The organism is Pseudomonas sp. L-22-4S-12, from assembly GCF_009799935.1.
Classification (GTDB): domain Bacteria; phylum Pseudomonadota; class Gammaproteobacteria; order Pseudomonadales; family Pseudomonadaceae; genus Aquipseudomonas.
On the sequence record NZ_WELL01000001.1, the window covers coordinates 954,481 to 971,411 of the forward strand.

Consider the following 16,931-nt stretch of genomic DNA (forward strand, 5'->3'; position numbering starts at 1 on the left):
CATGAAGCTCGACGAAGTGCCCCAGGACCACAGCTCCACCTACGGTGGCCACAGCAAGCTGGTCTACGCGGTGGACGCCAGCGGCCATTACCAGCGCGCGCAGAGCGATGGCTGGGAGCCGGAGGCCTATGCCACCCAGCTCGCCGTGGCCGAGCTGCAGGAGCAGGAAGCAGAGGCCGAAGCCGCCTGGCAGCGCGGCGAGCTGTCGCCGCTGAAATGCCTGATGTACCGCTACCGCCTGGATGAGCCGGCGCTGGCGCAGATCACCGGGCTGTGGCAATGGCGCATTCGCCGGCATTTTCGCCCGGCCATCTACCGCAATCTGAGCGCCGCCATCCTGGCTCGCTACGCCGATGCGTTCGGCTTGCCCGTCGCGCAATTGATCGCTTACCAGAAGGCCCCGGCATGACCCGCTTCGAACCGCATTTCCAGCACCGCCAGAGCGCCCACTGCGAGAGCGGGGTGATGGCCAGTCTGCTGAGCCATGCCGGCCTGCCGATGAGTGAGCCGATGGCGTTCGGTCTGGCCTCGGGTCTGGCCTTCGCCTACCTGCCGATCGTCAAGCTCAGCGGTATGCCGCTGATTGCCTACCGCATGCCGCCCAAGCACCTGATCAAGACCCTCAGCAAACGCCTTGGCGCACGCCTGCACAGCCGCACCTTCGGCAACCCCGAGCAGGGCCGCCGCGAACTGGATGCGCTGCTGGACAGCGGGCGCCTGGCTGGCCTGCAGAGCTCGGTGTTCTGGCTGCCGTACTTCCCGCCGGAGATGCGCTTCCACTTCAACGCGCACAACCTGCTGGCCTACGGCCGGGATGGCGACGAGTACCTGATCAGCGATCCGGTGTTCGAGGAGCCGGTGCGCTGCGCCAGCGCCGACCTGCAGAAAGCCCGCTTCGCCAAGGGCGCGCTGGCGGCCAAGGGCCTGATGTACTGGCTCGACGAGGTGCCGCTGGAGCAGGACTGGGAGCAGTTGGTACGCCAGAGCGTGCTGTCGACCACGCGCATCCTCGACGGCATGCCGCTGCCGTGGATCGGCATTCGTGGCATCCAGCACCTGGCCAAGCAGATCGAGCAGCTCGACCCGGCGCAGGCCAAGTACAACCGCCTGTACCTGACCCATATCGTGCGTATGCAGGAAGAGATCGGCACCGGCGGCGCCGGCTTCCGTTTCATGTACGCCAGCTTCCTGCAGGAGGCCGGCGAGTTGATCGGCGCGGCCCCGCTGCAGCAGGCTTCGGCCCAGCTCACCGCCATCGGCGACGACTGGCGCCAGTTCGCCTCGGCCTGCGTGCGCGCCAGCCGCAACAAGGGCGAGGCGCCGGACTTCCGCCCGATAGCCGAAATGCTGCGCGGCATTGCCGGGCAGGAGCGGGTATTGATGAAAGAACTGGGTGCCTGGGCCAAGCGCAAAGGCTGATGGCTCCCCTCTCCCGTTTACGGGAGAGGGTTAGGGAGAGGGCTACAACCAGGGCGCGCCTGATCGATCCACCGAGCGGGGCAGATGATGGATGAAAAGAGCGTCATCCACCGCCTGATCCTGTAGGAGCCAGCTTGCTGGCGATACGCAGACAGCGTCCCGCTGATCGCCAGCAAGGACTAGGCGTCCCCCTGGCTCCTGCAAAAAGCTTGTGCTGAATAACAGTATCTACAGGTCGAGGCGCCGCACCTCGATGCCGGCCGTCAATGCGGCGAAATCCGCGGCTGGCGTGCCTGGCTGATTGCCTTCCAGCAACACCCCTTGCACTCGGAAATCCTCGCTTTCCTCGACCAGCAGCAACAGCGCCTGGCCGATCAGCCCATCCTGCAAGTCCAGCCCAGCCAGTGCCTGCAGCTGCGGCCATACGCGCGATCCGGCGCCGATAAACAGGTTCGGCCCTTCCAGGCCCAGCTGCTGGGCGACGTGGAAGCCGGCGGCATTGCTCACGCTGTTGACGAATTCGAAGGGTTTTGGCTGCTTGTGCTGCACGCACACGGCATCCAGTAGCGCGCCCATGGTCGGTCGCGCCGGGTGGCGCGAGGCCAGGTACAGGCCGCAGTCGCTACGCACCTGTGCCTTCAGCGCGGCGGCGCCGAGCAGGGCCTGGAAGATCAGACGGTCGATACGCCGGGGCGGGCTGTCCAGCCACTGGCTCAGTGCGGCCTTCAGCTCCTTGTCGCTGGTGGCGGCGCGGCCGTGGATCTCGCTGGCGGCTATCACTCTCATGGCCGTGCTCCTGCGCTGCAGCCTTGCAGCACCAGGCTGGCATTATTGCCGCCGAAACCGAAGAAGTTGGCCAGCAGCAAGGCATCCGTCGCCACATCGAGGGGCTGAGCCGGCAGGAGCAACAGCGCTTCGTTTGCGTAATCGAGACCGGGCAGGGCGCCCTGTTGCAGGCGCTGGGCCAGCAGCAGGGTTTCACTCAGGCCGCAGGCGCCGAGGGTATGGCCGAGCCAGGGCTTGAGCACGCACAGCGCCGGCAGTTGTGCGCCGAACAGGCGGCGCATGCCGTTGCTCTCCGCGTGGTCGTTGGCGCCGGTGGCGGTGCCGTGCAGCTTGACCAGAGCCACCTCGGCGGCGCTGCGCCCGGCGCTGCGCAGGGCCTGCTGCATCACCGCGTCGATGTGGCTGCCGTCTTCACAGGTGGTGGTCAGGCTGCTGGTGTCGCAGGCGCTGTAGCCGCCGAGCAGGCGCGCCAAGGGGGCCGGGCCGGGTTGCAGGCCGAGCAGGCTGGCGGCGTAGCATTCGCCGAGGATCAGGCCGTCGCGCTCGGGGTGGAACGGCCGGTACTGGCCGCTGGCGCTGGTCAGCTCCAGCGCGCCGAAGCCCTGCATGGCCAGGGCGCTGGGCGTCTCGAAGGCCAGCAGCACCACCCGTTGGTAAGCGCCAGCGGCGAGCAGGCGGGCGCCATACAGCAGGCCGTTGGCCGCGCTGGTGCAGGCGGTGTTGAGGGTGAAGGCCTCGGCAAAGTCGCGGCGCTGGCGCAGTCGTTCGGCCAGCAAATCGAGCGGCGTCGAATGCTCCGGGCGAAAGCCCTGCTCGGCGCTGGCGCGGCTTTCCAGCTCGGTGATATCCAGGCTGGTGCTGGCGATGATCAGCAGGCAGTCGTCCAGATCCTGGGCGTCGGCGCCGAGAAGCTCATCGAGCAGGTGATCAAGGCGCAGGCTGAGGTCGTCCGCGCTGGGGCCGGCGTGCAGGTAGGGCCGCGGCTGCCGTTGCTCATGCAGGAGGAACTGCCCGGCCGGCGGCAGCGTGCCCTGGCCGAGGGCGTGGGCGGCGCTGGCCAGGTCGTCGCCCAGGCAGCTGTGCAACACGCCGCGTTGCAGGTAGACCGGAATCACTTTGCGCTGCTACGGATGTAGTCGGCGATGCTGGCGATGCTGCCGAGGATCTTGCGACCGTCCTTGGCCCCTTCGATGCGCACGCCGTAGTGCTGCTGCAGGGCCAGCGACACCTGCAGGGCGTCCAGGCTGTCCATCGCGATGCGGCTCTTGGTGCCGAACAGCGGCTCGTCGTCGGCGATGCTCTGCCAGTCGATGTCGTCTTCCTTGTCGCACTCACGAATCAGCAGTTGCTTGAGTTGTTGTTCTAGTAGTCTGTGGTCCATTGCGTGTGCTGCACTCGGTGGCGGAACAGGAGCAGCCCGGCCAGCCCGCACACCGCTGCAAACAGCAGCAGGCGCGCGCAGTAGGGGGCGATGTCGGCCGATGAGCCGTGGCCCACCAGCAGGGTGAGGAAGGCGTCCAGCGCCCAGCTCATCGGGGAAACTTCGGCCAGCTGGGCCATGGCCGCCGGCATCACGCTTTTCGGCACCATGATCCCGCCGATGGCGGCGAGCAGGATGTTCAGCCCGCCGCCGAGCAGCAGCGCCTGCTCGCTGCTGCGCGCCAGGGCGGCCAGCAGCAGGCCGAGGCTGCAGGTGGCCAGGGCCACGCTGACGGCCAGCAGGGCATAGGCGCCGGCGCTGCCGGGCAGGCTCAGGGCCTGCAGGCCGATGGCGGGCAGGCCGTACACGCCCAAGGCCAGGAGCAGGGCGAACTGCAGCAGGTTGAGGGCGAAGTAGGGCAGCAGCTTGCTCAGGGCCAGGGTGCCGAGGCTCAGCCCCAGGCAGCGGAAACGCAGCAGGGTGCCGCTCTGCTGTTCGCGCTGGAAGCCGCCGGCCATCGGCAGGGTGATAAAGAACATGCCGAAGATCAGCCAGGCCGGTACGCTCAGCTGGCTGGCATTGGCGCGGCCGCTGAGGTCGCCGCTGGCCAACTGTTCCTGCTCGTCGATCTGGCTCTGGGTGCGTTGCTGCACCTGTTGCAGGCGCTCGTCCAGGCTCAGTGCCGGGTCGAGCATGCCGCTGTCGACGAGGAAGGCCTGCAGGCGGGTCTGTGCCAGGGCGATGCTCACCGCGCTGTGCAGGCGCTGGCGCGCCAGTTTGTCGAACTGCGCGGGGAAACTCAGGCTGGGGCCCTGGTGCGGGCTGTCCAGCAGGGTGGCGGCGAACTCGGCGCTCAGGCGCACATGGGCCAGGGGTTCGCTGCTCTCGGCCTGCAGCTCGCTACCGGGCAACTGCGCCTGCAGGGCCGCCTGGAAGAACTGGCTGGAATCGCTGGCGCTGGGGATGTCGAGCACCAGGCGCAGGGCCGGCGGGCGGTCCTGCAGATAGCTGGACATGGCGCCGGCCATCAGCACCAGGAACAGCGCCGGCATGATGAACAGCACGGCCAGGGCGTGGGGGTCGCGCAGCAGCAGGCGGACTTCCTTGCGCACCAGGGCCTGCAGCCTCATAGCCGGCCTCCGTTGAGGCGCAGGTAGAGCTGCTCCAGCGACGGCCGACCGAAGCGCAGCAGGTTGGGCAGCTGTTTCTGCGCGGCGATGAACTGGCTGATCTGCAGCAGCTGCTGGCCATCCAGCTGGGGAATGCGCAGTCCGCCGGGCAGCACCTCGACCGTCAACTGCAGGCGCGCGAGCAGCTCCTGCAGGCCCGCCGGCGCGGCGTCCGGCCATTCCAGCAGCAGGCCGTGGTCGTCGCCGAGCAGCTGGCGCTTGTCCAGATCCAGGCGCACCTGACCTTCGTGCAGTAGGAGAATGCGCTGGGCGACCCGTTCGACTTCTTCCAGGTAGTGGCTGGTGTAGATCACCGTCTTGCCGGCGCCGCTCAGCTGTTCGATGGCGCCGAGCAGGGCCTGGCGGTTGGCCGCGTCGACGCCCACCGTGGCCTCATCGAACAGGTACAGATCGGCCGGTTGCAGCAGGCCAATGGCGAAGTTCAGGCGGCGCTGCTCGCCGCCGGACAGGCCTTCGGCGCGGCGTGACAACTTGTCTTCTAGGGCGCAGGTGGCGATGCACTGGTCGAGGCGCTGGCGGCGCTCGTCGCCGCGCAGGCGATAGAGGTCGGCGAACAGTTCGAGGTTCTCGCGCACCTTGAGCCCGGCGTAGAAGGCCAGTTGCTGCGGTACCAGGCCCAGGCGCGGGGTGGCGCTCCAGCGCAGCTCGCCCTGTTGCAGCGGCAGCACGCCGCTGAGCAGCGAGAGCAGGGTGGTCTTGCCGGCCCCGTTGCTGCCGAGCAGGCCCAGGCACTGGCCGGCTTGCAGCTGCAGGTTGATACCATGCAGCGCCGTCCGTTCGCTGCCCGGGTAGCGGAAACCGAGGTCGCGCAGCTCAAGCACGGACCAGCACCAGCAGCAGTTTGCCGTCGAGCAGCAGGCGCTCGTCGCTATGGATGGTGAAGGCGTACAGCGCGCCGGCCGGGCTCAGGGCCTCCTGGCTGGCGGCGACTCGCAGCGCGCCCTGGCGCTGGCTCGGCTCATGGTGCAACTGCAGCTGCGAGAGCTTGCCGACCAGGGCCATTTCGATGGCACTATCGGCGCCGTATAGGGCACCATGCGCCGCGCATAATTGCGCTGCCGCCTCGAACAGCAGGCAGGGCGAGGCATCGGCGCCGAAGGCGGCCAGATGCTGCCAGGCGCTGAGCCCTTCGATACGCTGGGCGTCGTGCGCCAGCAGGCCGTCCAGCCAGAGGGCGGGGCCTTGATGGGGCAGCAGGGCGTGCAGTTGGGTGCGGTCCATTGCGGGCGGTCGAAACAGGTGGCCGCGCAGTGTAACAGAGGGCCTGCAGCAGGCGCAGCGCCTGGCCTGTAGCCTGCGCGGCATATTGAAGAAGGAGTGCAAGGATGATGTGGCAGCAGTGGTTGGCCTTTGCCCTGGGCTCGGCAGCCCTGATCGGGATTTCCTGGCGAGTGCTGCGTCGTCCGCAGTCCCATGGTTTCTACCGCTTCTTCGCCTGGGAGGTGATGCTGGCGCTGCTGGTACTGAATGCGCCGGTCTGGTTCGAGGACCGCTACGCCCTGCACCAGAAGCTGTCCTGGCTGTTGCTGTTCACTTCGCTGCTGGTGCTGGGACTGGGCATCTTCCAGCTGCGCCGCGATGGCCGGCCGAGCGAGCAGCGGGTCGACGACGAGTTGTATGCCTTCGAGCGCACTTCGCAACTGGTCACCGGCGGCATCTACCGCTTCATCCGCCACCCGCTGTTCTGCTCGCTGCTGCTGCTGACCTGGGGCATCGCCTGCAAACAGCTCAATGGCCTGACCTTGCCCCTGGCCCTCTTGGCCAGTCTGCTGCTGTACCTGGCGGCGCGGCGCGACGAGGCGGAATGCCTGGCCTACTTCGGCGATGCGTACCGCGCCTATATGGCGCGCAGCAAGATGTTCGTGCCCTACCTGTTCTGAAGGTTCCTCTGCCGTAGGGTGCCTATTCCCAGTCGAGCTTGGCCAGGCGCCACTCGCCGTCTTCCAGCCACCACTCCAGCTTGACGCTGTAATGGCGGGCGCTGTCCGGGATCAGGCCCTCGGCGCCGGTCATGGCGATTTGCGCCTCGGTATGGCCCTTGCTGCTGTAGGTCGGGTCGATGCGGCTGCTCTGGCTCAGGGCCAGCACCTTGACCTGCTTGTGGCGCAGGAACAGCAGGGCCATGGTGCGCTGGGCCCAGGCCCGGTCGTACTGCTGCTGGGCGCTGAACTGCGGCTGTAGTTGCTCCAGCACGGCGCCGGTGTCTTTCGCCTCCAGATTGTCCTGCAGCTGCTGCACGGCCGCTTCCAGCGCGGCTTGCGGGTCGCTCTGGGTGCAGCCGCCGAGCAGGCTGAGGAGGACGAGGAAAGACAGGGCAAATAACCTGGTGGGCATGCTCAACTCCGCTTTCATGGTTATGATGGCCGGCACGGTAGACGATTGGCGCCTGATCAAAAGGGGCCTCCGAGCCTGCACGGGATGGACGGCACCTATGCCGCCACCGGGCAGTCTCTTTCGCACAAATTCGGGAGTGCAGCATGCAGACTTTGTATCCGGAGATTAAACCCTTTGCCCGCCACGAGCTGGCGGTGCAGGAACCGCACGTCCTCTATGTGGACGAAAGCGGTACTCCGGACGGCCTGCCGGTGGTGTTCATCCACGGCGGCCCGGGGGCCGGCTGTGATGCGGCCAGCCGCCGCTACTTCGATCCCAACCTGTACCGCATCGTCACCTTCGACCAGCGCGGCTGCGGCCGCTCCACCCCGCATGCCAGCCTGGAGCACAACACCACCCAGGAGCTGGTGGCCGACATGGAGCGCATCCGCGAGCACCTGGGCATCGACAAGTGGGTGCTGTTCGGCGGCTCCTGGGGCTCGACCCTGGCCCTGGCCTACGCCCAGGCCCATCCGGAGCGGGTGCACGGGCTGATCCTGCGCGGCATCTTCCTGTGCCGCCCGCAGGACTTCCACTGGTTCTACCAGGAAGGCGCCAGCCGCCTGTTCCCGGACTACTGGGAGGACTACCTGGCGCCGATCCCGCCGGAGGAGCGTGGCGCGCTGATGCAGGCCTTCTACAATCGCCTCACCGGCCCCGACCAGATCGCCCAGATGCACGCGGCCAAGGCCTGGTCGACCTGGGAAGGGCGCACCGCCACCCTGCGCCCCAACCCGCAGGTGGTCGATCGCTTCAGCGAGCCGCACCGCGCCCTGTCGATCGCCCGCATCGAGTGTCACTACTTCGTCAACAACGCCTTCCTCGCCCCCGATCAGTTGCTCCGTGACATGCCGAAGATCGCCCACCTGCCGGGGGTGATAGTGCACGGCCGCTACGACCTGATCTGCCCGTTGGACAACGCCTGGGCGCTGCACCAGGCCTGGCCCAACAGCGAGCTGCAGATCATCCGCGATGCCGGCCATGCCGCCGCCGAAGTCGGCATCACCGATGCCCTGGTGCGCGCCGCCGACCAGATGGCCCGGCGCCTGCTCGACCTGCCGCTCGAAGAAGCATGAAGGCGCTGATCCAGCGCGTGCGCGGTGCTCGCGTCGAAGTGGCCGGGGAGATCGTCGGCGCCATCGACCAGGGCCTGCTCGCGCTGGTCGGCGTCGAGCCGCAGGACAACCCGGCCAGTGTCGCCAAGCTGCTGCACAAGCTGCTCAATTACCGGGTGTTCGGCGATGGCGAAGGCAAGATGAACCTGTCGCTCAAGGATGTGCAGGGCGGCCTGCTGCTGGTCTCGCAGTTCACCCTCGCCGCCGATACCAAAAGCGGCCTGCGCCCGAGCTTCTCCTGCGCGGCGCCGCCGGCGCTGGGCGCCGAGCTGTTCGAGCAGCTGGTCGAGCTGGCCCGCCAGCAGCACCCGCAGGTGGCTACCGGGCGCTTCGGTGCCGACATGCAGGTGCATCTGGTCAACGATGGGCCGGTGACCTTTCTGCTGGAAAGCTGAGCCGAGCATTGCTCTAAATGCGGCCTATGCGCGCAGCTCTAGCTGATTTTCCGCCAGCCAATCCAGGGCCAGTTCACGCAGGCGCTCGGCCTCGAACGCCTGCCAGGCGGATTGCACGTCGGGGAACTGCTTGAGCGCGTTGTGGAAGCTGCGCAGCGGCTTGCGGCTGTCCAGGGCGGCCTGCAGGGCGGTGTAGGCGGCTGGTTGTTCGATTTCCGGGAGGAACTCGGCCATCAGCGCGAGGATCTCTCCCGGCGTCAGGCTGTCCACCGCCAGCAGGCGCTCGGGCTCCTCTTCCAGCAGCTGTTCGATCTGCGGATCGGTGCCGGCGGGCGGGATGTCGAGGATCCGGCCGCTGAGCAGGTCGAGGCGAAAGTCGCCGGCGCTGCTGACGAACGCGGCGGCCAGGCTATCCAGGTCGATGGTCAGGGGGCGCATGCTGAGCTCCTCGGCAAGGCTGGGATGGCCCCAGCCTATGCCGTGCGATGGCTCAGAACAACCGTGCGAGCAAGGCCGGTACTGCCGTTTCCACGCGCAGGATGCGCTCGCCCAGCTGCACTGGGGTAAGGCCGGCTTCGCGCAGCTTGTCGACTTCGTAGGGGATCCAGCCGCCTTCCGGGCCTATGGCCAGGGTCACCGGCTGCTCGACCGCCCGCGGGCAGGCGGGGAAGTCACCGGGGTGGCCGACCAGGCCGAGGCTTTCGGCGACGATGGCCGGCAGGCGATCCTCGACGAAGGGCTTGAAGCGTTTCTCGATGATCACTTCGGGCAGCAGCGTGTCGCGCGCCTGTTCCAGGCCGAGAATCAGCTGCTCGCGAATGGCCTCGGGTTCGAGGAAGGGGGTCTGCCAGAAGCTCTTTTCCACCCGATAGCTGTTGAGCAGCACCAGGCGCGGCACGCCCATGGCGCTGACCGTCTGCAGCACGCGCTTGAGCATCTTCGGCCGCGGCAGGGCCAGCAGCAGGGTCAGTGGCAGCTTGGCTGGCGGCGGCTGGTCCAGGCTGACCTGCAGCTCGGCGTGTTGCTCGGTCAGCTGCAGTAGGGTGCCGCTGCCCATCAGGCCGCCGAGGCGGCCGACCCGCAGACTGTCGCCGACGGCGGCGCGGTGCACTTCCTGCAGGTGCTTGAGGCGGCGCCCGGCGAGGACGACGCGATCCGCCGCGACGAAGTCGGCGTCTTCCAGCAGCAGCAGGTTCACGGCAGCGGCGCGGGCGGCTGGTCGCCGGAGTCGTCGTCCGGCTCATGTTCGCTGCGCTTGCGCACCAGGCCGCCGAACAGCAGGCCGACCTCGAACAGCATCCACATCGGCACGGCCAGCAGGGTCTGCGAGAAGATGTCCGGCGGGGTGAGGATCATGCCGACCACGAAGCAGCCGACGATCACGTAGGGGCGGCTCTTCTTCAGGGTGGCGATATCGACCACGCCGACCCAGATCACCAGGAAGGTCGCCACCGGGATCTCGAAGGCCACGCCGAAGGCGAAGAACAGGGTCAGGACGAAGTCCAGGTACTCGTTGATGTCGGTCATCATCGCCACCCCTTCCGGAGTCACGCTGGCGAAGAAGTGGAAGATGATCGGGAATACCAGGAAGTAGGCGAAGGCCATGCCGCCGTAGAACAGCAGGATGCTGGAGACCAGCAGGGGCATGGCGATGCGCTTCTCGTGCTTGTACAGCCCCGGCGCGATGAAGCCCCAGACCTGGTGCAGGATGATCGGCACGGCGAGGAACAGCGCGCACCAGGCGGTCAGCTTGAACGGGGTGAGGAACGGCGAGGCGACGCCGGTGGCGATCATCGTCGCGCCTTCCGGCAGGTAGGCGCGCAGCGGCGCCGAGACGAGGGTGTAGATGTCCTGGGCGAAGTAGAACAGGCAGGCGAACACCACGAAGATCGCGATCACGCAGCGCAGCAGGCGGGTGCGCAACTCGGTGAGGTGCGCCACCAGGGGCATCTCGGCATCCGCTTCGGTTTGGCTTTGACTCATGGCAGGCGCGAAGGCTCCGAAGGCTGGGCGGGGGCACTGCTGGCGGGGTTCGCCGCGGCAGCGGCAGGCGGCTCGCCGGCCGGGGTGTCGGCGGGGGCGCTGGCCGGCGGCAGGATCGACTGCTTGAGCTCGCGCTCCATCTGCAGGATCTGCTCGTTATGCAGCTGGCGGCGCACTTCGTCGGCGCCGATCTCGCGCTCCACCTCGGCCTTGATCGCGCCGAAGCTGCGCTTCAGCCGGCCGATCCACAGGCCAGCGGTGCGCGCGGCGCCGGGCAGTCGCTCGGGGCCGAAGACGATCAGCGCCACCAGGCCGACCAGCAGCAGTTCGGAAAAGCCGATATCGAACATGGCCTGGGGTCAGTCCTTGCGCGCAGGCTCTTCGACCCGCTGGGCCTGGGCGTCGATGGTCTGCGGCTTGTGCAGCTGCTCGCCGGCGGACGGGGCCGGTTGTTGCGGCTGCGGCTCGGCGGGCTTGTCTTCTTCGGTGTTCATCGCCTTGCGGAAGCCCTTGATGGTCTCGCCCAGGTCGGAGCCGAGGTTCTTCAGGCGCTTGGTGCCGAACACCAGTACCACCACGATCAGAATGACGACCCAGTGTTTCCAGTCGAAAATGCCCATGTAATCAGTCCTCGCAAATGATCAGTCGGATGTGGGACGCGCCGCTTTCTCGGCATGCCCGGACAGGCCGAAACGCCGATCCAGCTCGTCCAGCACGGCCTGCGGGTGCTGGCCGAGGGCGGCGAGCATGACCAGGCTGTGGAACCAGAGGTCCGCGGTTTCGTAGATCAGGTCGCTGCAATCGCCGTTGATGGCTGCGTCCTTGGCCGCAAGAATGGTTTCGATCGACTCTTCGCCGACCTTCTCCAGAATCTTGTTGAGGCCCTTGTGATACAGGCTGGCCACGTAGGAGCTGTCCGGCGCCGCGCCTTTGCGCGCCTCCAGCACCTCGGCCAGGCGGGTGAGGGTGTCACTCATGCTTGTGTTCCGTATGGTAGATGGCGTGCGGGTCTTTCAATACCGGATCGACGCTGTGCCAAGCGCCATCTTGCCACACCCGGTAGAAGCAACTTTCGCGCCCGGTATGGCAGGCAATTCCGCCGAGCTGTTCGACCATCAGGATGATCACGTCGGCATCGCAGTCCAGGCGCAGCTCGTGGAGCTTCTGCACATGGCCGGACTCCTCGCCCTTGCGCCACAGCTTGCCACGCGAACGTGACCAGTAGATGGCACGCTGCTCGGCGGCGGTCAGGGCCAGGGCCTCGCGGTTCATCCAGGCCATCATCAGCACGCGCCCGGTCTTGTAATCCTGGGCGATGGCCGGGACCAGGCCGTCTTCGTTCCAGGTGATTTCGTCGAGCCAGTCAGTCATCGCTATTCCGCCCGTGCGGGCTTGTCTCAGGCTGCGCTGGGCGCAGCCGGTAAATGCTGGGCGCTGTTGGTGCAGGTGCTGCACACAATTGGCGCTCGGTTAGTGTGCCAGCCGTGGCCGGCACTGGCTATCGGCGCAGGATCAGCAGCAGGCCGGCGCTCAGGCTGAGCCAGGCCGCCCAGCTGGCGACGGCCAGGCTCAGGCCCTGGCTGACGCCGCCGGCGATCAGTGCTGCGCCGATCAGGCGCAGTGGCCAGGCGTGCGTTGGTGCGGCCACCACAGTGGCGGCAGCAGGCTGCTGGTTGAGGCGCTCCAGGGTGTCGCGGGCCATCTGCGACAGGTGCGGCACCTGCTCGGCCTGCTGCTGCAGATTGCGCAGCAGGTGCAGCGGGCTTATGCGTTCACGCATCCAGCGTTCGAGGAAGGGCTGCGCGGTGCTCCACAAGTCCAGGTCCGGGTACAGCTGGCGGCCCAGGCCCTCGATGTTGAGCAGGGTCTTCTGCAACAGCACCAGCTGCGGCTGTACTTCCATGTTGAAGCGACGTGCGGTCTGGAACAGACGCAGCAGCAGTTGACCGAAGGAGATGTCTTTCAGCGGCTTCTCGAAGATCGGCTCGCAGACGGTGCGGATCGCCGCCTCGAAATCGTTGACGCGGGTCTCGGCCGGCACCCAGCCGGAGTCGATGTGCAGCTGCGCCACGCGGCGGTAGTCGCGCTTGAAGAAGGCGATCAGGTTGCGCGCCAGGTAGTCCTGGTCCTCGGGGGTGAGGCTGCCGACGATGCCGCAGTCGATGGCGATGTACTGCGGACTCCACGGCGTGCGGGTGCTGACGAAGATGTTGCCGGGGTGCATGTCGGCATGGAAGAAACTGTCGCGGAACACCTGGGTGAAGAAGATTTCCACGCCGCGTTCGGCCAGCAGTTTCATGTTGGTGCGCTGGTCGGCCAGGGTGGCCATGTCGGTCACCGGCACGCCGTAGATGCGCTCCATCACCAGTACTTTCGGCCGGCACCAGTCCCAGTACACCTGCGGCACGTAGAGCAGCTCGGAGCCGTCGAAGTTGCGCCGCAGCTGGCTGGCGTTGGCCGCCTCGCGCAGCAGGTCGAGTTCGTCGTAGATGGTCTTCTCGTAGTCGCTGACCACTTCCACCGGGCGCAGGCGGCGGGCATCGGCCGAGGCCTTCTCGGCGAGGCGGGCGGCGAGGAACAGCCAGGCCAGGTCCGAGCGGATGATCGGCTTGAGCCCGGGGCGGATCACCTTGACCACCACTTCCTCGCCGCTCTTCAGCTGCGCGGCATGCACCTGGGCCACCGAGGCCGAGGCCAGCGGTTCCACTTCGAAACGGGCGAACACTTCGCCAACCTTGGCGCCGAGCTGCTGCTCGATGCGCGCCACCGATTCGGCGGCGGGGAAGGGCGGAACCTGGTCCTGCAGCTTGGCCAGCTCGTCGGCCATGTCCGGCGGCAGCAGGTCGCGGCGGGTGGAGAGCAGCTGGCCGAACTTGATGAAGATCGGCCCGAGGTCTTCCAGGGCTAGGCGCAGGGCCTCGCCACGACTCAGGGTTGAGGCGCGACGCGGCAGCCAGCGCCAGGGCAGGGCGAAGCGCAGCACGCGCATCCAGGTGGGCAGCGGCAGGTGCAGCAGCTGGTCGTCGAGGCGGTAGCGAATCACCACGCGCAGGATGCGCAGCAGGCGGCGGGCGGCAAGCAGCTTCATTCGGAGGGTTTTACCTTGCGGGCGAGGTGCTCGATCCGCGCGTCGAGGCGGTCGAGGGCGAGCTTGAGCTGGTCGAGTTCGGCGAAGCGCGCATCGGCCTCGCGCTGGCCGACCAGGTGGCGCGATTCTTCACTGAGGTAGTCGGCGAGGTTGTGGCGCAGGCTGTCCAGGCTGTGGCCGGCCCAGTTCGCCCGGCTGCGCAGATGGCCACCGAGCAGCTGGCTGCCGACCGGGCCGAGCCAGCGCGACAGCTCGTATTCCCAGTCCAGTTCGAGGTCCTGGAGAATGTTGGTCAGTTCCAGCAGGGCGGCGCTGTCGCCATCCAGCTCGACTTCCGGGCGGTGCAGCACGCTGGTCTTGTCCCTGGCCAGGGCCAGGCGCAGCAGGCTGGCGGCCGGGGCGCGCAGGGTGCAGTCGGCAGCGCTCCACTGGCTGGCCAGTTGCAGGCCCTCGCCGCTGGGCAGGAGGAACAGCTGCAGCGCCGGGCTCTGGCAGTCGATGGCGATGACCTTGCCGTCCAGCCGGGCCAGACGCGGCAACGCGGTGCTGTCCATGGCCAGCACGCGGTTGAGGCCGTGTTCGACGCCAGCCAGGAGCCCGGTCAACAACATCAGGGCTTGATGCCGCGGTGCAGGGCGACGATGCCGCCGGTCATGTTGTGGTAGGTGACGCGCTCGAAACCGGCCTCGACCATCATCGCCTTGAGGGTGTCCTGATCCGGGTGCATGCGGATCGATTCGGCCAGGTAGCGGTAGCTGTCGGCGTCGTTGGTGATCAGCTTGCCGGCCAGCGGCATGAAGGCGAACGAGTAGGCGTCGTAGGCCTTGGCCAGCAGCGGGCTGGAGGGCTTGGAGAACTCCAGCACCAGCAGGCGGCCGCCCGGCTTGAGCACGCGCAGCATGGAACGCAGGGCGTCTTCCTTGTGGGTGACGTTGCGCAGGCCGAAGGCGATGGTGACCACGTCGAAGTGGTTGTCCGGGAACGGCAGCTTCTCCGCGTCGGCCTGGACGAACACCACGTTGCCGGCCACGCCCTTGTCGAGCAGGCGGTCACGGCCGATCTTGAGCATCGACTCGTTGATGTCGGCCAGCACCACTTCGCCGGTCGGGCCGACCAGGCTGGAGAACTTGCGCGCCAGGTCGCCGGTACCGCCGGCGATATCCAGCACGCGATTGCCCGGGCGTACGCCGGACAGTTCGATGGTGAAGCGCTTCCACAGGCGGTGCATGCCGCCGGACAGCACGTCGTTCATCAGGTCATATTTGGCGGCTACCGAGTGGAACACCTCGGCGACCTTCTCGGCCTTCTGGCTTTCCGGGACGTCCTGAAAGCCGAAGTGGGTGGTCGGTTCGCTGTCGTGGGCCTTGCGCGGATCGTTCATGTCGCGGTCACCGGAATCAAAGTGGCGGCCATTCTAAACCCGTGGCCGGCCTTTGTCTTGGCGCCAGGCGGCGCGGTATAGTCGTGCGACACCAGGTCGCTGTCGGAGTTGTGCATGGCCCGTATCACCGTCGAACGTTCCCATTCCCTTGGCCGCGAAGCCGCTCGCGAAAAGGCCGAGATGCTCGCCGAGCGCCTGGCGCGCGAATACGACGTGAAATACCGCTGGGCCGGCGATACCCTGGAGTTCAAGCGCAGCGGCGCCGACGGCACTATCGAAGTGAGTGCCGACCAGGTACGGGTCAAACTCAACCTCGGCCTGCTGCTGTCGGCCTTGGGCGGCACCATCAAGCGCGAAATCGAAGACACCCTGGACAAGCATTTGCAGGCGTGAAGGCTGACGTGGCGCAGCTATTTCGCCACCTAGTATGTGATTTCTAATTTTTCTCCCTACCTTGAGCTCAAGTCCTGCGAAAGGACCAACTTTCCATCACTTGAGCGTGAGGTGCCCCATGGCCACTAAAGCCGCCGTTAAGAAGAAAGTCGCTGTCGAAGTCGAAAGCAAAGCCACCGTGCTGACCGACGTGAAGGCCTATGCCCACAAGGTCTGGCTGGCAGGCCTGGGTGCCTACGTCAAGGCCGGCCAGGAAGGTGCTGGTTACTTCAAGGAACTGGTCAAGGCCGGTGAAGGCGTCGAGAAGCAGGGCAAGAAGCTGGTGACCGAGCAGGTCGATGCGGCCAACAGCCAGATCAGCAGCCAGCTGGAAAGCGTCAAGAGCAGCGTGTTCGGCGTTAAAGAGAAAGTCGAAGTGCAGCTCGACAAGGTCGAGAAAGCCTTCGACAGCCGCGTTGCCAGCGCACTGAATCGTCTGGGTATTCCGTCCAAGCAAGACGTTGAGGCACTCTCTGCTAAGCTGGACGAGTTGAATGCATTGCTTGAACGTGTCGCGCGTACCCAATAAGGAGAGCAGGATGGCTGTTAAAAAAACTACCGCTGCAAAACCGGCAGCTAAGAAGCCAGCGGCGAAGAAGGAAACCAGTTCCTGGATCGGCGAAGTCGAGAAGTATTCGCGGCAGATCTGGCTGGCCGGTCTCGGCGCCTATTCCAAGGTCAGCAAGGACGGCACCAAGCTGTTCGACGGTCTGGTCAAGGATGGCGAGAAAGCCGAGAAGCAAGCCAAGACCGAAGTCGACAAGCAGCTGGGCGCGGTGAAGACCACCGTCGGTTCGACTGTTGACACGGCCAAGTCGAAAGTCGACGAAGTCAAGGACAAGGCCCTGGGCAAGTGGAACGAGCTGGAAGAGGCTTTCGACAAGCGTCTGAACAGCGCGATCTCCCGCCTCGGCGTGCCGAGCCGCAACGAAGTGAAGGCGCTGCAGACCAAGGTCGACACCCTGACCAAGCAGATCGAGAAGCTCACCGGTGTGTCGGTGAAGTCGGTCGCCAAGCCTGCCGCTAAACCGGCTGCCAAGCCGGCGGTCAAGGCTGCTGCCAAGCCGGTTGCCAAAGCTGCCGCCAAGCCAGCGGCCAAACCCGCTGCCAAGCCGGTCGCCAAGGCCACAGCCAAGCCTGTTGCGAAGCCGGCGGCCAAGCCGGCCGTGGTGAAGAAGCCGGCTGCACCGAAAGCCGCAGCCAAGCCGGTTGCCGCCAAGCCGGCCGCTGCTGCTCCGGCTGCCGCGCCTGCTGTCACTGCGGCTCCGGTCGCTGCTCCGGTAGCGCCTGCTACCCCGTCCTGAGTTTTCGCTCAGTACCACAAGCGCCCGGCCCAGTGCCGGGCGTTT

The 16,931-nt window shown here is 66.7% G+C and carries 25 protein-coding genes; 8 read left to right on the forward strand and 17 right to left on the reverse strand.

Annotated features, from left to right (window positions below; translation table 11 throughout):
- Nucleotide 1 precedes the first annotated feature (1 nt).
- Nucleotides 2-409 (forward strand): hypothetical protein, encoded by a 408-nt coding sequence (locus F3I16_RS04325; RefSeq protein ID WP_160492489.1) that lies wholly within the window; start codon nucleotides 2-4, stop codon nucleotides 407-409.
- Nucleotides 406-1,419, forward strand: coding sequence for a BtrH N-terminal domain-containing protein (locus F3I16_RS04330; RefSeq protein WP_160492490.1), 1,014 nt, complete (start codon nucleotides 406-408; stop codon nucleotides 1,417-1,419). The genes F3I16_RS04325 and F3I16_RS04330 overlap by 4 nt, the downstream gene beginning before the upstream one ends.
- A 228-nt stretch (nucleotides 1,420-1,647) precedes the next feature.
- On the opposite strand, the gene F3I16_RS04335 is transcribed toward F3I16_RS04330, so the two are convergent.
- From F3I16_RS04335 to F3I16_RS04360, 6 genes are read right to left on the reverse strand one after another with little or no spacing between them, the layout of a single operon-like run.
- Nucleotides 1,648-2,205, reverse strand: coding sequence for a hypothetical protein (locus tag F3I16_RS04335; RefSeq protein WP_160492491.1), 558 nt, complete (start codon nucleotides 2,203-2,205; stop codon nucleotides 1,648-1,650).
- Nucleotides 2,202-3,320 carry a beta-ketoacyl synthase N-terminal-like domain-containing protein gene (locus tag F3I16_RS04340; RefSeq protein ID WP_160492492.1) on the reverse strand — a complete coding sequence of 373 codons (1,119 nt, stop codon included), beginning with the start codon at nucleotides 3,318-3,320 and terminating at the stop codon, nucleotides 2,202-2,204. The genes F3I16_RS04335 and F3I16_RS04340 overlap by 4 nt, the downstream gene beginning before the upstream one ends.
- A complete protein-coding gene (locus F3I16_RS04345) occupies nucleotides 3,317-3,586 on the reverse strand; it encodes an acyl carrier protein (protein WP_160492493.1) in 270 nt (89 codons plus the stop codon). Before F3I16_RS04345 ends, F3I16_RS04340 begins: the two co-directional genes overlap by 4 nt.
- Nucleotides 3,568-4,755 carry an ABC transporter permease gene (locus F3I16_RS04350; protein WP_160492494.1) on the reverse strand — a complete coding sequence of 396 codons (1,188 nt, stop codon included), beginning with the start codon at nucleotides 4,753-4,755 and terminating at the stop codon, nucleotides 3,568-3,570. The genes F3I16_RS04345 and F3I16_RS04350 overlap by 19 nt, the downstream gene beginning before the upstream one ends.
- Nucleotides 4,752-5,636 (reverse strand): ABC transporter ATP-binding protein, encoded by an 885-nt coding sequence (locus tag F3I16_RS04355; RefSeq protein WP_160492495.1) that lies wholly within the window; start codon nucleotides 5,634-5,636, stop codon nucleotides 4,752-4,754. The genes F3I16_RS04350 and F3I16_RS04355 overlap by 4 nt, the downstream gene beginning before the upstream one ends.
- Nucleotides 5,629-6,036 (reverse strand): beta-hydroxyacyl-ACP dehydratase, encoded by a 408-nt coding sequence (locus F3I16_RS04360; protein ID WP_160492496.1) that lies wholly within the window; start codon nucleotides 6,034-6,036, stop codon nucleotides 5,629-5,631. Before F3I16_RS04360 ends, F3I16_RS04355 begins: the two co-directional genes overlap by 8 nt.
- Before the next feature lie 104 nt (nucleotides 6,037-6,140).
- Between F3I16_RS04360 and F3I16_RS04365 the strand changes: the two genes are divergently transcribed.
- On the forward strand, nucleotides 6,141-6,695 hold the full coding sequence (locus F3I16_RS04365; RefSeq protein WP_160492497.1) for an isoprenylcysteine carboxylmethyltransferase family protein: 555 nt from the start codon (nucleotides 6,141-6,143) through the stop codon (nucleotides 6,693-6,695).
- Between the two features lie 22 nt (nucleotides 6,696-6,717).
- Here the strand turns inward: F3I16_RS04365 and F3I16_RS04370 are convergent, their stop codons facing one another.
- Complete coding sequence (locus tag F3I16_RS04370) at nucleotides 6,718-7,149, reverse strand: hypothetical protein (protein WP_160492498.1); 432 nt, start codon at nucleotides 7,147-7,149, stop codon at nucleotides 6,718-6,720.
- Nucleotides 7,150-7,292: 143 nt separating this feature from the next.
- On the opposite strand from F3I16_RS04370, the gene pip reads away from it, so the two are divergent.
- Both pip and dtd read left to right on the forward strand, forming a co-directional pair.
- Nucleotides 7,293-8,264 (forward strand): prolyl aminopeptidase, encoded by a 972-nt coding sequence (gene pip, locus F3I16_RS04375; RefSeq protein ID WP_160492499.1) that lies wholly within the window; start codon nucleotides 7,293-7,295, stop codon nucleotides 8,262-8,264.
- Complete coding sequence (gene dtd, locus F3I16_RS04380; protein WP_160492500.1) at nucleotides 8,261-8,698, forward strand: D-aminoacyl-tRNA deacylase; 438 nt, start codon at nucleotides 8,261-8,263, stop codon at nucleotides 8,696-8,698. Before pip ends, dtd begins: the two co-directional genes overlap by 4 nt.
- 24 nt (nucleotides 8,699-8,722) lie before the next feature.
- Here dtd and F3I16_RS04385 read toward each other — a convergent pair whose 3' ends face one another.
- The 10 genes from F3I16_RS04385 to ubiE form a co-directional block, all read right to left on the reverse strand.
- A complete protein-coding gene (locus F3I16_RS04385; RefSeq protein WP_160492501.1) occupies nucleotides 8,723-9,136 on the reverse strand; it encodes a UPF0158 family protein in 414 nt (137 codons plus the stop codon).
- Between the two features lie 52 nt (nucleotides 9,137-9,188).
- On the reverse strand, nucleotides 9,189-9,896 hold the full coding sequence (locus F3I16_RS04390; RefSeq protein WP_160492502.1) for a 16S rRNA (uracil(1498)-N(3))-methyltransferase: 708 nt from the start codon (nucleotides 9,894-9,896) through the stop codon (nucleotides 9,189-9,191).
- Entirely contained in the window at nucleotides 9,893-10,681 is a 789-nt protein-coding gene (tatC, locus tag F3I16_RS04395; RefSeq protein ID WP_160492503.1) for a twin-arginine translocase subunit TatC, read from the reverse strand. The genes F3I16_RS04390 and tatC overlap by 4 nt, the downstream gene beginning before the upstream one ends.
- Nucleotides 10,678-11,031: a Sec-independent protein translocase protein TatB gene (gene tatB / locus F3I16_RS04400; RefSeq protein WP_160492504.1), complete on the reverse strand. Its 354-nt coding sequence runs from the start codon at nucleotides 11,029-11,031 to the stop codon at nucleotides 10,678-10,680. The genes tatC and tatB overlap by 4 nt, the downstream gene beginning before the upstream one ends.
- A 9-nt stretch (nucleotides 11,032-11,040) precedes the next feature.
- The gene (locus F3I16_RS04405) at nucleotides 11,041-11,301 is read right to left on the reverse strand and encodes a twin-arginine translocase TatA/TatE family subunit (RefSeq protein WP_160492505.1); all 261 of its coding nucleotides are present in this window, start codon (nucleotides 11,299-11,301) and stop codon (nucleotides 11,041-11,043) included.
- 21 nt (nucleotides 11,302-11,322) lie between these two features.
- Nucleotides 11,323-11,658, reverse strand: a complete 336-nt coding sequence (locus F3I16_RS04410) for a phosphoribosyl-ATP diphosphatase (RefSeq protein ID WP_160492506.1) — start codon at nucleotides 11,656-11,658, stop codon at nucleotides 11,323-11,325.
- The gene (gene hisI / locus F3I16_RS04415; RefSeq protein ID WP_160078205.1) at nucleotides 11,651-12,052 is read right to left on the reverse strand and encodes a phosphoribosyl-AMP cyclohydrolase; all 402 of its coding nucleotides are present in this window, start codon (nucleotides 12,050-12,052) and stop codon (nucleotides 11,651-11,653) included. The genes F3I16_RS04410 and hisI overlap by 8 nt, the downstream gene beginning before the upstream one ends.
- 127 nt (nucleotides 12,053-12,179) lie before the next feature.
- Complete coding sequence (gene ubiB, locus F3I16_RS04420) at nucleotides 12,180-13,769, reverse strand: ubiquinone biosynthesis regulatory protein kinase UbiB (RefSeq protein ID WP_160492507.1); 1,590 nt, start codon at nucleotides 13,767-13,769, stop codon at nucleotides 12,180-12,182.
- Nucleotides 13,766-14,380, reverse strand: coding sequence for an SCP2 domain-containing protein (locus F3I16_RS04425; RefSeq protein WP_160492508.1), 615 nt, complete (start codon nucleotides 14,378-14,380; stop codon nucleotides 13,766-13,768). The genes ubiB and F3I16_RS04425 overlap by 4 nt, the downstream gene beginning before the upstream one ends.
- The gene (ubiE, locus tag F3I16_RS04430; protein ID WP_160492509.1) at nucleotides 14,380-15,150 is read right to left on the reverse strand and encodes a bifunctional demethylmenaquinone methyltransferase/2-methoxy-6-polyprenyl-1,4-benzoquinol methylase UbiE; all 771 of its coding nucleotides are present in this window, start codon (nucleotides 15,148-15,150) and stop codon (nucleotides 14,380-14,382) included. The genes F3I16_RS04425 and ubiE overlap by 1 nt, the downstream gene beginning before the upstream one ends.
- 114 nt (nucleotides 15,151-15,264) lie before the next feature.
- Between ubiE and F3I16_RS04435 the strand changes: the two genes are divergently transcribed.
- The 3 genes from F3I16_RS04435 (at nucleotide 15,265) to F3I16_RS04445 (ending at nucleotide 16,886) form a co-directional block, all read left to right on the forward strand.
- Nucleotides 15,265-15,543 (forward strand): polyhydroxyalkanoic acid system family protein, encoded by a 279-nt coding sequence (locus tag F3I16_RS04435; RefSeq protein WP_160078213.1) that lies wholly within the window; start codon nucleotides 15,265-15,267, stop codon nucleotides 15,541-15,543.
- Between the two features lie 118 nt (nucleotides 15,544-15,661).
- Nucleotides 15,662-16,111: a phasin family protein gene (locus F3I16_RS04440; RefSeq protein WP_160489439.1), complete on the forward strand. Its 450-nt coding sequence runs from the start codon at nucleotides 15,662-15,664 to the stop codon at nucleotides 16,109-16,111.
- A 10-nt stretch (nucleotides 16,112-16,121) separates the two neighbouring features.
- Nucleotides 16,122-16,886, forward strand: a complete 765-nt coding sequence (locus F3I16_RS04445; protein WP_160492510.1) for a phasin family protein — start codon at nucleotides 16,122-16,124, stop codon at nucleotides 16,884-16,886.
- The last annotated feature ends 45 nt before the right edge of the window (nucleotides 16,887-16,931 follow it).